This is a genomic window from Pseudomonas sp. MF08817, from assembly GCF_059862705.1.
Window position 1 is genome coordinate 1 of the sequence record NZ_JCBCUY010000036.1, and the last position, 12194, is coordinate 12194.

Below are 12194 nucleotides of genomic sequence, written 5' to 3' on the forward strand. Positions count from 1 at the left end.
CTGAGTCAGCTGCCGGTAATGCGTAGTCATCTGCGCTTGAATCCTTCGGTGTGAGAGCCTGGATTCTACCGGTGGCTGACTCTCTGCCTATCGTTTCAAACGTTGCACTTATTCTATGAATTCAGGCTGCTAGAAAGCGCTCGCTCTACATAGTAGCTCGCAATCGAGCATGGTGCCCTTAGGGAGAAGGGGCTTCTTTGGCATAGCCCGACAATCAAGTGATCATAACGAGAATAGAATAACCCCGTCTCCAGTTGTTGAGCAGGGTGCATTATAGCTAGGCCGCGCGATTCGTATGAGTTCTTACGTATTTTGTATTTGTATGGAATCGTTGGTTGGTTGTTGAAGATATCTAAACCGTGTTCTTCCTTAAGTTTGGAGAGTAATTTGTCTTTTGCGGCAAGATATAAACCTTCATTGGAGAAAAGCATCGGGACTTCATAAGGGAGTGTTTCCGTCAACATAGCCCTATATTCGTCGTTCTTTCTAATGCGAACTTTGTTGCTTGGCTGTTTATACATGTGCCCAAATCCGTTTTATTTCCAAGAGATGATCAGGTGCAAATGCCCTTACTATCTGCTTTTGGAAGCCCTGCATTAGGGAGATCTTCATAAGCTCTCGGCGCTCAGGCGCAGACAGGAGAGGGGAAAGCTTTCGGCCTAAAGAACCTTTCGCGCTGCAGATAGCTTTACGCAAAAAACTGTCAATATCCGTAAGATCGCCATAACGCTCTTTATCTACGAGCAGATGATTAAAATGGACGCCTGCATACAGTTTTCCTCGCGCAGAGTCTTTGCCGATATTGTAGTTGCTTGCAAGGAACGTAAGTCTGGATTTGAGCAAGAGATAATTTTTAGTTTGGCAGTAGTCAAACAGTGCAAGCATTATTCTCGTTTTTATTTTCTTGATCTTTTTTGAGGCAATTCCTACTTGTAGTTTTGTAGCTTTATCCTTGCTGTTAGATTTAAAGTCAAATTCGTATCCGAGGTACGTTACGCTTGAGCCGCCATCGCTTGTCTTCACCGGGCCTTTATGCTGATGGTGTAGTTCTAGAGTTTTTATCGGCTGGAAAAAAAGCCCATCCGGAAGGATAAGTTTCGGCGTGATATCCCCGGGGTCCTCATGAAAAAGCATGAAAATGTCATCAACATATCGAGTGTAAAAATAGCAGTTTGGAAGTTTTCTGCAGAATGCGTCAAATTCTCGCATATACAGCTCGGACAATGTTGAGCTAAGTGATATTCCGCGTGGTAGGCCTGCAGATTTTGTTATTGTTGGATTGCAAAATAGATTATTTAAGATCTTCTTTGATTCGTATGACAACCGATAGTCGTTTCTGACAAGATCAAGAACTTTTCCTACTGGTATCGATTCAAAAAATTTGGCTATGTCATATTTCCGCAACCAAAACTCGCCACCTTCGTTCAAAAGGACTTTAATTTGTGGCAATATACTATTTCTGTCCGTGGTCTTTATGCTGAACACACGTTTTATGTTGTCGTTCAGCTTTCTTAACGCGAAGTCGTCAACAATGCATGCCGGTGATATGACTTCGCCATGCGTCATCTTCTTTCTTTTAAAACTTGAAAAGGCGTAGCTGTCTTTTCCTATAGTTTCTTCAACTGTAGTTAATTTTGCTCTGTAGTCGTCGGTACCAGTGCCCATGTCATATCTGAAAATATCCTGCCTAGTTAAAAGCCGCATGAAATTTTTAGAAGAAAAATGTTGATTCAGCATTACTCGCTCCCTGCCTATAGGTATTTCCTACCGATTTATAATTAGACATTCGAGGCAGAGTTTTCAGTTTGCCTTTAATGGCACCGTCGAACGCAATAAATCGATTCCGATCATGGCATAAGGGCAGGGTGATTTGCTATCTGTTAGCCACTACACAACGCAGTCGTGAGTAGGCCGGGGGATGCGCGGTCCAAACGTGAGGAAACGCGACTCAAGGTCAGAAATTCTGGGGTACACATGTTGACATGTAGCCCTAAGCTTCAACTCGTCGAGAAACAACACGCCGTGGTGGGCTAGGGTGATTTCCCCGGGCTGGGGTTTGGAACTGCCGCCCACCAGCGCCGGGCCGGAGGCCGAGTGGTGGGGCTGGCGGAATGGCCGCTGCGGCCAGTGGCGCAGCGGCATCAGGCTGGCCACCGATTGAATGGCTGCGACTTCCAGGGCTTCGGCCTCGCTCAATGGCGGCAGCAGGCCGGGTAAACGGCTGGCCAATAGGGTTTTGCCGGTGCCTGGCGGGCCACTTAAAAGTAGGTTGTGGGCCCCGGCCGCGGCGATCAGCAGGGCCCGCTTGGCGGCCACTTGGCCCTGCACTTCGCTCAAGTCGGGGTAGGGTTTGTTGGCCAGCAGCAGGCCGTTGGACGTGAACGGCTCCAGGGGCGTGTGGCCGTTGAAGTGGGCGACCACTTCGAGCAGGTGTTCTACCGCGATCACCTTCAAGCCCGAGGCCAGGCAGGCCTCTTCGGCATTGGCCCGGGGCACCACCAGCACGCGCCCGGCCTGGCGCGCCGCCAACGCTGCCGGGAGTACACCGCGCACGGGGCGCAAGGCACCGGACAAGGCCAGTTCACCGAGGAACTCGACTTCTTCGATGGCCAGCATGGGCACCTGCACGCTGGCAGCGAGCAGGCCCAGGGCGATGGCCAGGTCGAAGCGCCCGCCGTCCTTGGGCAGGTCCGCAGGGGCGAGGTTCAAGGTGATGCGCCGTGCCGGAAACTGAAAACCCGAGTTGATGATGGCGCTGCGCACCCGGTCCTTGCTTTCCTTCACGGCGGCTTCCGGCAGGCCCACCAGGGTGAGCGCGGGCAGGCCGTTGGCGAGGTGTACTTCGACGGTGACGGCGGGGGCTTCAACGCCCACCTGGGCGCGGCTGTGGACGATGGCCAGCGACATGGAACCTTCCTTGATGGGCACAGAGAACCGCATCCTGCGGGTCCGGGAAGGGTAGTCGAGGTGTGAAGGCGAGGCGGGGGTGACAGGGTTGCAAGACGTATCGGGCGGCCACGCCCATCGGTGGCGACGGGCGTGGTGGCGAGGTTACTGCGGGGGCGGGTTGAGCTTGGCTTCCAACTCCGCGACTTTCGCCTCAAGGCTTTCCAGGCGTGCGCGGGTGCGGGCCAGGACGACCATTTGGCTGTCGAATTCTTCCCGGCTGACCAGGTCCAGTTTGCTGAAGCCGCTTTGCAGCAGGGCCTTGAACTGGCTTTCGATTTCATTGCGCGGTAGCGCGGTGTCGCCGCTGAACAAACGGGAAGCGTGGCCGCTCAGGGCGTCGAGGAGGTCTTTGGGCGCGAGCATGGGAAAAGTCCTGGGAACAGATGGCCGGCAGTGTATCACGGGGTGTCTGCCCGCCAGGGCAGGGGCGGCCGCACGGTTATCGCGCATCGGTTGCGCCACGGCTGCACCGTTTTTGTGCGTAAGCCGGCGGGCGATGGCGGCAAAAGGCCAATGGCCGTTGGCAAGCGATTGATATGGTGGGTTTTTCTAGAGATGGCAAGGTTTCTGCTTAGTGCCTGATGACCCATGCACTGATGCAGTCGCTGTGACGAACGCAGTGCGCCGGGATGGCTGAGTCGGGCCGACGATGCGTTACAAAGCCAGGCACTGCGCTTAGACTTGAGCCGGGTTTGTTTTCCTGGGGCAAGTCCACCAATTCGGGAGAGAGTTTTCATGAAGCTAGTCACTGCCATCATCAAGCCGTTCAAGTTGGACGACGTACGCGAGTCGCTGTCCGAGATCGGCGTGCAGGGCATTACCGTTACTGAGGTCAAAGGCTTCGGTCGGCAGAAAGGCCACACCGAGCTGTATCGCGGCGCGGAATACGTGGTCGATTTCCTGCCTAAGGTGAAGATTGATGTCGCCATTGACGACAAGGATCTTGATCGGGTTATCGAGGCGATAACCAAGGCAGCCAACACCGGCAAGATCGGTGACGGCAAGATCTTCGTGGTCAATCTGGAACAGGCTATTCGCATCCGTACCGGCGAAACCGATACCGACGCAATCTAAGCCGCCAAACCCAACGCCCCAGGAGAAACACTATGACTCTGCGCACATTCGCAGGGCTTGGAGCCCTGTTGTCCCTCGTAATGCCCAGCCTGGCTATGGCGGCAGACGAAGTGGCGGCTCCAGTCCTCAACTCCGGCGATACCGCCTGGATGCTGACCTCCACAGCCCTGGTGCTGTTCATGACCATTCCCGGCCTGGCGCTGTTCTACGGCGGTATGGTCCGCTCGAAAAACATCCTGTCTGTACTGATGCAGTGCTTCGCCATTACCGGCCTGATTAGCATCCTGTGGGTTGTCTACGGCTACAGCATTGCCTTCGACACCACCGGCATGGAAGCGGGCGTCGTCAACTTCAACTCCTTCTTCGGCGGCCTGGGCAAGGCGTTCCTGGCGGGCGTTACGCCAGCCAGTATCACTGGGCCGGCGGCCTTGTTCCCGGAAGCGGTGTTCATCACCTTCCAAATGACGTTCGCCATCATCACCCCGGCGCTGATTGTCGGTGCCTTCGCCGAGCGCATGAAGTTCTCTGCGATGCTGATCTTCATGGCCATCTGGTTCACCCTGGTCTACGCGCCGATTGCGCACATGGTCTGGTCCGGCAACGGCGGCTTGATGTGGGACTGGGGCGTGCTGGACTTCGCCGGCGGCACCGTGGTGCATATCAACGCCGGTGTGGCAGGGTTGGTGGCGTGCATCGTACTGGGCAAGCGCAAAGGCTTCCCGACCACACCCATGGCCCCGCACAACCTGGGCTACACCCTGATGGGCGCGGCGATGCTCTGGGTCGGTTGGTTCGGCTTCAATGCCGGCTCCGCCGCCGCCGCCAACGGCACGGCTGGCATGGCGATGCTGGTGACGCAAATCGCTACCGCCGCCGCTGCGCTGGGCTGGATGTTCGCCGAGTGGATCACCCACGGTAAGCCAAGCGCCCTGGGCATTGCCTCCGGTGTGGTGGCGGGCCTGGTGGCCATCACTCCGGCCGCGGGCACCGTAGGCCCGATGGGCGCCCTGGTGATCGGCCTGGTGGCCGGTGTGATCTGCTTCTTCTGCGCCACCAGTCTCAAGCGTAAGCTGGGCTACGACGACTCTCTGGACGCCTTTGGCGTGCACGGCATCGGCGGTATCGTCGGTGCGATCCTCACGGGCGTATTCGCTGCTCCGGCCCTGGGCGGCTTTGGTACGGTGACTGATATCGCGGCGCAAGTCTGGATCCAGTGCAAGGGCGTGGGCTTTACCGTGGTCTACACCGGTATTGTCACCTACGTGATCCTCAAGGTGCTGGATGCGGTGATGGGCCTGCGGGTGAGCGAAGAGGAAGAGGCTGTCGGCCTCGATCTGGCGCAACACAACGAGCGTGGCTACAACTTATAGGCAGCCTGTGTAAGGCGTAAAAAATGCCCGGCTTGCCCGGGCATTTTTTTGTCTGGGGTTTGTCGATTGCCAGGTGGGCCGAATATCCTTCAGACCGCATGCTTTCAGACGGCCGAAGGCTTACAGCTTTGCAGGAAGATTAGGCGCTTTGTTTTTTTCGTGGGCGCGCTAGAATGCGCGCCGAACCTGTGTGTAACGGTGGCGAGCGGTAACGTCTAGGCGGTCGGTCGTGGTGCCAGAGCAGGTTGACCGACAGGCGCTGGGCGGCTGGTACGGTGTTTCTCTTGAGCGGCATCGCCACGGTGGTGCGTGCAAAGCCTTCGTCGTGAAGCACGGTGACGAGGTGCAACCCCTGGCTACCAGTGGGTCTTGATTTTTTTCCGGCCGCCTTCGACAGATGGCCAGGCTGGGCTATAACTAATCTGCTTTTCGCAAGTCATGAGGTAGAACATGAGCGACGATGATCTGGAAAACGACGACCTCGAAGTAGGTGACGAAGACGAGGCCGAAGAAGGCCTGGAAGCGGCGGCTGAAGACGTTGCCGAGGACGATGGCGGTGATGCTCCGGTCCCGACCGCAAAAGGCAAGTCCAAGGCGGCCGTTTCCGTCGATGAGCTGCCCAGCGTCGAAGCCAAGAACAAAGAGCGTGATGCTCTGGCACGCGCCATGGAGGAGTTCCTTGCCAAAGGCGGCAAGGTGCAGGAAGTCGAGGCCAATGTGGTGGCAGACCCACCCAAGAAGCCTGATAACAAGTACGGCAGCCGACCTATCTAAGCGTTTGCTGCGTACTTGCTGAAAAAGCCCGCCGTCGCTGCGGGCTTTTTCATGGGCGCTCGTCGGGGCGGGCGGTTTTAGCGCACGGCGTTCCAGCGAGCCAGCAGGGCCGGCAATTCGGTCAGGCTGCGCACTTGGGCATCGGGCAGTTGCTCGGCCTCCCAGGCTTTGCCCGCTGGGTTGTACCAAATGGCCCGCAACCCAGCCTGCTGCGCCCCGGCGATGTCGTCACCCGGGTGATCGCCGATGTGCACGGCGTGTTCGGCGCGGGTTTCGCCACGCTCCAGGGCTTCGTGAAACAAGCGCACGTCGGGCTTGGCGATGCCGATGTCCTCGGCGCACAGGGCGAACTTGAAGTAGTCCGCCAGGCCCAGGCGTCGCACGTCGGCGTTGCCGTTAGTGACCACACCCAGGGCGAAGTGGTTGGCCAGCCGCTCCAGGGTCGGTTGCACCTCGGGGAACACCTGCAACTGATGGCGCGCGTGGAGGAACACCTCGAACGCCGCCTCGGCCAGTTGCGCCGCCTGAGCTTCGGCGTAGCCCACCTCATGCAACGCGTGGAACAGCACCTTGCGGCGCAGTGCGCTGATGCGGTGTTTGAGCCCGGGCTCGGCGTTCAGCACGCGCTCGCGAATTGCCCACAGATGCTCCACCGGCACGCCGCCCAAGTGCGGCGCATGCTCGCTCAGCCACTGACGCAGTACCGCCTCGGCGTTGACGATCACGGGTGCGGTTTCCCAGAGGGTGTCGTCCAGGTCGAACGTGATGAGTTGAATGGTCATGGCTCTTCACTCTTGTTGCGTTTGGCTCGGGGGTGGGCGCTGTCGTAGACCGCTGACAGGTGTTGGAAGTCCAGGTGGGTGTAGATCTGCGTGGTCTTGATGTCCGAGTGGCCGAGCAGCTCCTGCACCGCACGCAGGTCTTGGGACGACTCCAGCAAGTGGCTGGCGAAGGAGTGGCGCAGCATGTGCGGGTGCAGGTTCTGCCCCAGCTCCCGCTCGCCCGCGGCCTTGACCCGCAACTGAATGGCTCGTGGTCCCAGGCGACGGCCCTTCTGGCTGACGAACACGGCATCGTCCACCGGGTTGCTCAGGGCCCGCAGCGCCAGCCACAGTTGTAAGGCTTCCCGGGCCTTGCGCCCTACCGGCAGCACGCGGGTTTTACTGCCCTTGCCAAGCACTTGCACCAGGCCATCGGCGAGGTCGAGCTGGGCCAGGTTGAGCCCGGTCAGTTCACTCAGGCGCAGGCCCGAGCTGTAGAACAGCTCCAGGATGGCCTGGTCGCGATGGGCCAGGAAGTCATCCTCCACCGCCCCTTCGAGCAGTTGCAGGGTGCGGTCGGTGTCGAGTGTCTTGGGCAGACGTCGTTCGCCCTTGGGCGGCGTCAGGCCCGTGGCGGGGTCGTGGTCACACAGGCCTTCGCGGTTGAGGTAGCGATAGAGCCCGCGCACCGCTGACAGCAGGCGCGCCAGGCTGCGCGAAGACTGGCCCTGGGCATGCAGGCGGGCGATCACGCCCCGCAGGCGCTGGATGTCCAGTGCCGCCCAACTGCCGATGCCTTGCTTTTGGCAGTGGGCCAGGACTTTATCGAGATCGCGCCGGTAGGCCTCAAGCGTGTGGGGTGACACCTGGCGCTCACTGCGCAGGTGCGCGCAGTAGGCGTCCAGTTGTCGTTCCATGTTTAGCGTACCGAGCGCAAGGCGTTGTTCAGACGGGGCACGACGCGGCCCAGGACTTCGGCGATGTAGCTGAGGAACAAGGTGCCCACCGAGCTTTTATAGTGCTGCGGATCGCGGCTGGCGATGGCCAGCACGCCGTGCAGGCCCAAGTGGCTGAGGGCGACCACGGCAGTGGAGCCGATCTGCTTGCGCTGCTCTTCGCCGAACAGGAAGTCCAGCTCATGCTCGCGCAGGCTGCCGCTGACGGTCTTGCCTTCGGCCAACAGGCCGCCGATGGCTGCCTGGGCGTCGGCGGTTGGCACCCAGCGGCCCACCGGCAAGGAGTTGTCGCTGAACAGGATCAGGCTGACGAAGGGCACCTGGAAATCCTGGCGCAGGCTGTCTTCGACGCTGATGACCACCTCTTCCAGGCTGGCAGCGTCCATCAGCGCGAGGATCAGGCGCCGGGTTTTCTCGAACAGCCGATCATTGTCCCGGGCCACGTCCATCAACTGCGAGAGGCGATGGCGCATCTCGATGTTGCGTTCGCGCAGGATCTTCATCTGCCGTTCCACCAGAGACACGGTGTCGCCGCGTTGGTGGGGCAGGCGCAAGGTGGCCAGCAGGTCTTCGTGTTCGACGAAGAAATCCGGGTGGGCTTCCAGATACGCGGCAATCGCTGCCGTTTCGAGGCTGTCACCCGGCGTTGGGCCGGGCTGCGGGGCTGGAACCTGAGGTCGGTCGGTCATGGGTTTGGCTCGTTCAAAGACGCACTTGTCCTTCGTATACCCGTACCGCGGGGCCAGTCATCAGCACCGGCTCGCCGGGGCCTGCCCAGGCAATGGACAGGCGCCCGCCGGGCAGGTCGATCAACAGCGGCGAATCCATCCACCCCTGGCTGATGGCAGCTACCGCAGCCGCGCAGGCGCCGGTGCCGCAGGCTTGGGTTTCCCCGGCGCCGCGTTCCCATACGCGCAGTTGCGCGCGTTGGCGGTCGATAACCTGGAGGAAGCCGACATTGACCCGCGCCGGGAAGCGCGGGTGATGTTCGATCTTCGGCCCCAGTTCATGCACCGGCGCGTTGTTAATGTCATTGACCCGCAGTACCGCATGGGGGTTGCCCATGGACACGGCGGCGATGTCCAGCGTTTGGCCGTCTACTTCCAGCGGGTAGCTCAGGGCTTGCTCCGGGGCCTGGAACGGGATGTCGGCCGGCACCAGGCGCGGCGGGCCCATATCAACGCTGATCTGGCCGTCGCTGCGGATGTCGAGCTCGATGATGCCGCTTTTGGTTTCGACGCGGATCTGGCGCTTGGTGGTCAGGCGCTTGTCCAGCACGAAACGGGCGAAGCAGCGCGCGCCGTTGCCGCACTGCTCCACTTCCGAGCCGTCGGAGTTGAAGATCCGGTAGCGGAAATCCACCTCGGGGTTGCTCGGTGCTTCGACCAGTAGCAGTTGATCGAAGCCCACGCCGGTGTGGCGGTCGCCCCATTGCTTGGCGTGCTTGGGCAGGATGTGCGCGTGCTGGCTGACCAGGTCGAGGACCATGAAGTCGTTGCCCAGGCCGTGCATCTTGGTAAAACGCAGCAGCATGGTTTTACTCCGGTAGCAGGCTTTCGCCGGCGAACAACTCGGCTACCGTCTCGCGGCGACGCACTTCAAACGCAGTGTCACCATCGACCAGCACCTCGGCGCAACGGCCGCGTGTGTTGTAGTTCGAGCTCATGACGAAGCCATAGGCACCGGCCGAATGCACGGCCAACAGGTCGCCTTCTTCCAGGGCTAGTTCACGTTCCTTGGCCAAGAAGTCGCCGGTCTCGCAGATCGGCCCGACGATGTCGTAGGCGCGGGCGGCCGTGGCGCGAGGTTGCACGGCGGTGACGTCCATCCAGGCCTGGTACAGGGCCGGGCGGATCAGGTCGTTCATGGCTGCATCAACGATGGCGAAGTCTTTGTGCTCGGTGTGCTTGAGGTACTCGACCCGCGTCAGCAGCACGCCGGCATTGGCCACGATGAAGCGGCCGGGCTCGAACACCAGGGCCAGGTCGCGGCCATCGAGGCGTTCGCGCACGGCTTTGATGTAGGACTCGGCCAGCGGCGGCTCTTCGTCGCGATAGCGCACGCCGAGGCCGCCACCCAGGTCGATGTGGCGCAGGTAGATGCCGCAGTCGCCGAGGCGATCGACCAGGCCCAGCAGGCGGTCGAGGGCGTCGATGAACGGTGCCAGGGTGGTCAGTTGCGAACCGATGTGGCAATCGACCCCGACCACGTCCAGGTTGGGCAATTGCGCGGCACGTACGTAGACGTCTTCGGCGTCGGCAATGGCGATGCCGAATTTGTTCTCTTTGAGACCGGTGGAAATGTACGGGTGGGTGCCGGCGTCGACGTCCGGGTTGACCCGCAGGGAGATCGGCGCGCGAACACCCAGCTCGGCAGCGACCACTTGCAGGCGTTCGAGCTCATCGGTGGATTCGACGTTGAAGCAGTGCACGCCCACTTCCAGGGCGCGGCGCATGTCTTCGCGGGTCTTGCCGACGCCGGAAAACACGATCTTGTCGGGCTGGCCACCCGCGGCGAGAACACGCTCCAGCTCACCGCGCGAGACGATGTCGAAACCGGCGCCCAGGCGCGCCAGGACATTGAGCACGCCCAGGTTGGAGTTGGCCTTGACCGCGAAGCACACCAAGTGCGGCATGCCGCTCAGGGCGTTGGCGTAGGCCAGGTATTGGGCCTCGATGTGGGCTCGGGAGTACACGTAGGTCGGCGTGCCAAAGCGGTCGGCGATGGCGGACAGGGCTACGCCTTCCGCGAACAGTTGCCCGTCGCGGTAGTTAAAAGCGTCCATGGCGTTCCCTTAGTAGGTGTCGTGCTTGTGTGACTGCGATTGCGACTTGGCCTGTTCTTCAGGGGTCTTGCTGTCATCGGGCAGATACAGCGGGCCTTTCTGGCCGCAGGCAGAAACAAGGCAGGCAACCGCGACAAGCGCAGCAAGGGAAGAGATCAGGCGCTTCATGGCGAAATCCTTGAAAATGCGTTAATTGCGCCGGAGTATACCGGCCACCCGGCGCCTTGCCTATGCAGTGGGGCACCCGTCTGGCGGGCCTTTGCCGAGGTTCTGGAAATTGATCGCACGCAGCCTGTGGATAATTCATACGCTTGCCGGGCGCCTGGTCGGTATCCTTTGCAATCGCCGGGGCGCGCCCGTATCTTGCGGCGCTTGAGCGTGAGTAGACACTTTTTGAGGTTGCCGCAATGAGTTTGACCGAAGCCCGTTTCCACGATCTGGTCGATGCGACCCAGCAGACGCTGGAAGATATTTTCGACGAGAGTGGCCTGGATGTAGATCTGGAAAGTTCGGCCGGTGTGCTGACCGTCAAGTTCGAGGGCGGCAGCCAGTTGATCTTCAGCCGCCAGGAACCCTTGCGCCAGCTCTGGCTCGCGGCGGTTTGCGGTGGTTTCCACTTCGATTACGACGAAGAGAGCGAGCGCTGGATGTGCGACAAGAGCGAAGAGCAATTGGGCGAAATGCTCGAGCGCATCGTGTTTGCGCAGGCCGGGGCCAAGCTCGATTTCGAAGGGCTGTGAAACCGTGACCCAGCCTGCCCCCGCCCGTCCCGCCAAGCCGTTGTTCAGCAACGTCAGCCCGGCGGTGCCGTCGCCTTGTATCAGCACTTGCCGTCTGGATGAGCAGAAAGTCTGCATCGGCTGCTTTCGCCATGTCGAAGACATCCGCGAATGGCGCTCGGCGGACGACGCGCGGCGCCGGGCGATCTGCGGCCAGGCGGCAACCCGCCGCAGCGCCGCCGGTCCGTGCGGCTGACGCCCACGGCTTGTTTATTTATTGAGCTGTGGTAGTGTCCGGGTACGCCTCAACCCACCGAGGTCAGTGAAAACCCCGCCTATTCCTGGCGGGGTTTTGCTTTTGTTGTGCAGAAAAAAGGAGTCTGCCTGAATCATGACCACCGCACCTTCCATCATTCTCACCCGCCTCGACGTGCAACGTCTGGAGCGCCTGATTGACAGCCTGGACGAATCGACTCCAGGCGTCGCGGCGTTGCAGGATGAACTCGACCGCGCCGACACCGTGGTTGGTCACGAGGAAGTGCCGGCCGGCGTCGTCACCATGAACTCGCGTGTGCACTGCCGTGAGCAAGGCAGCGGTAAGGACTATCACTTGACCCTGGTGTATCCAAAGGACGCCAACGCCGACGAAGGCAAGATTTCCATCCTGGCCCCGGTCGGCAGCGCGCTGCTGGGCTTGCAGGCAGGCCAGCACATAGACTGGCCGGCACCGGGTGGCAAGACCCTGAAGCTGGAATTGATCGAAGTTGAGTACCAGCCTGAAGCCGCTGGCGATTTCGAGCTCTGAT

The 12194-nt window shown here is 60.2% G+C and carries 14 protein-coding genes and 1 pseudogene; 6 read left to right on the plus strand and 9 right to left on the minus strand.

Features of this window, described 5'->3' with window-relative positions:
* Window positions 1-513: 513 nt before the first annotated feature.
* The 3 genes and pseudogenes from drt3a to AC19YR_RS20145 all read right to left on the minus strand — a co-directional run bounded on the left by drt3a (window position 514) and on the right by AC19YR_RS20145 (window position 3312).
* A complete protein-coding gene (gene drt3a, locus AC19YR_RS20135; RefSeq protein WP_076964273.1) occupies window positions 514-1737 on the minus strand; it encodes an antiviral reverse transcriptase Drt3a in 1224 nt (407 codons plus the stop codon).
* Window positions 1738-1998: 261 nt separating this feature from the next.
* Window positions 1999-2907: pseudogene (locus AC19YR_RS20140) on the minus strand (YifB family Mg chelatase-like AAA ATPase); the annotation flags it as partial.
* 144 nt (window positions 2908-3051) lie between these two features.
* Window positions 3052-3312 (minus strand): accessory factor UbiK family protein, encoded by a 261-nt coding sequence (locus AC19YR_RS20145; protein ID WP_095109239.1) that lies wholly within the window; start codon window positions 3310-3312, stop codon window positions 3052-3054.
* Between the two features lie 372 nt (window positions 3313-3684).
* On the opposite strand from AC19YR_RS20145, the gene glnK reads away from it, so the two are divergent.
* The 3 genes from glnK (at window position 3685) to sutA (ending at window position 6167) form a co-directional block, all read left to right on the plus strand.
* Window positions 3685-4023 carry a P-II family nitrogen regulator gene (gene glnK, locus AC19YR_RS20150; protein ID WP_002555808.1) on the plus strand — a complete coding sequence of 113 codons (339 nt, stop codon included), beginning with the start codon at window positions 3685-3687 and terminating at the stop codon, window positions 4021-4023.
* A gap of 32 nt (window positions 4024-4055) precedes the next feature.
* A complete protein-coding gene (locus AC19YR_RS20155; protein WP_095109238.1) occupies window positions 4056-5393 on the plus strand; it encodes an ammonium transporter in 1338 nt (445 codons plus the stop codon).
* Window positions 5394-5843: 450 nt separating this feature from the next.
* On the plus strand, window positions 5844-6167 hold the full coding sequence (gene sutA, locus AC19YR_RS20160; protein ID WP_095109237.1) for a dormancy-specific transcriptional regulator SutA: 324 nt from the start codon (window positions 5844-5846) through the stop codon (window positions 6165-6167).
* Between the two features lie 77 nt (window positions 6168-6244).
* On the opposite strand, the gene AC19YR_RS20165 is transcribed toward sutA, so the two are convergent.
* From AC19YR_RS20165 to lptM, 6 genes are read right to left on the minus strand one after another with little or no spacing between them, the layout of a single operon-like run.
* Complete coding sequence (locus AC19YR_RS20165) at window positions 6245-6949, minus strand: HAD family hydrolase (protein WP_500599849.1); 705 nt, start codon at window positions 6947-6949, stop codon at window positions 6245-6247.
* Window positions 6946-7845: a tyrosine recombinase XerC gene (gene xerC, locus AC19YR_RS20170; protein WP_095109235.1), complete on the minus strand. Its 900-nt coding sequence runs from the start codon at window positions 7843-7845 to the stop codon at window positions 6946-6948. The genes AC19YR_RS20165 and xerC overlap by 4 nt, the downstream gene beginning before the upstream one ends.
* A 2-nt stretch (window positions 7846-7847) precedes the next feature.
* Window positions 7848-8573, minus strand: coding sequence for a DUF484 family protein (locus AC19YR_RS20175; RefSeq protein WP_500599851.1), 726 nt, complete (start codon window positions 8571-8573; stop codon window positions 7848-7850).
* Between the two features lie 13 nt (window positions 8574-8586).
* A complete protein-coding gene (gene dapF / locus AC19YR_RS20180; protein ID WP_500599853.1) occupies window positions 8587-9417 on the minus strand; it encodes a diaminopimelate epimerase in 831 nt (276 codons plus the stop codon).
* A gap of 4 nt (window positions 9418-9421) precedes the next feature.
* Window positions 9422-10669 carry a diaminopimelate decarboxylase gene (gene lysA / locus AC19YR_RS20185; protein WP_095109232.1) on the minus strand — a complete coding sequence of 416 codons (1248 nt, stop codon included), beginning with the start codon at window positions 10667-10669 and terminating at the stop codon, window positions 9422-9424.
* Between the two features lie 9 nt (window positions 10670-10678).
* Window positions 10679-10837: an LPS translocon maturation chaperone LptM gene (gene lptM, locus AC19YR_RS20190; protein WP_095109231.1), complete on the minus strand. Its 159-nt coding sequence runs from the start codon at window positions 10835-10837 to the stop codon at window positions 10679-10681.
* Window positions 10838-11076: 239 nt separating this feature from the next.
* On the opposite strand from lptM, the gene cyaY reads away from it, so the two are divergent.
* From cyaY to rnk, 3 genes are all read left to right on the plus strand, one after another.
* Window positions 11077-11409 (plus strand): iron donor protein CyaY, encoded by a 333-nt coding sequence (gene cyaY / locus AC19YR_RS20195; RefSeq protein ID WP_095109230.1) that lies wholly within the window; start codon window positions 11077-11079, stop codon window positions 11407-11409.
* A 4-nt stretch (window positions 11410-11413) separates the two neighbouring features.
* Window positions 11414-11644 (plus strand): DUF1289 domain-containing protein, encoded by a 231-nt coding sequence (locus AC19YR_RS20200; RefSeq protein WP_095109229.1) that lies wholly within the window; start codon window positions 11414-11416, stop codon window positions 11642-11644.
* A gap of 135 nt (window positions 11645-11779) precedes the next feature.
* A complete protein-coding gene (rnk, locus tag AC19YR_RS20205) occupies window positions 11780-12193 on the plus strand; it encodes a nucleoside diphosphate kinase regulator (protein WP_095109228.1) in 414 nt (137 codons plus the stop codon).
* Window position 12194 lies beyond the last annotated feature (1 nt).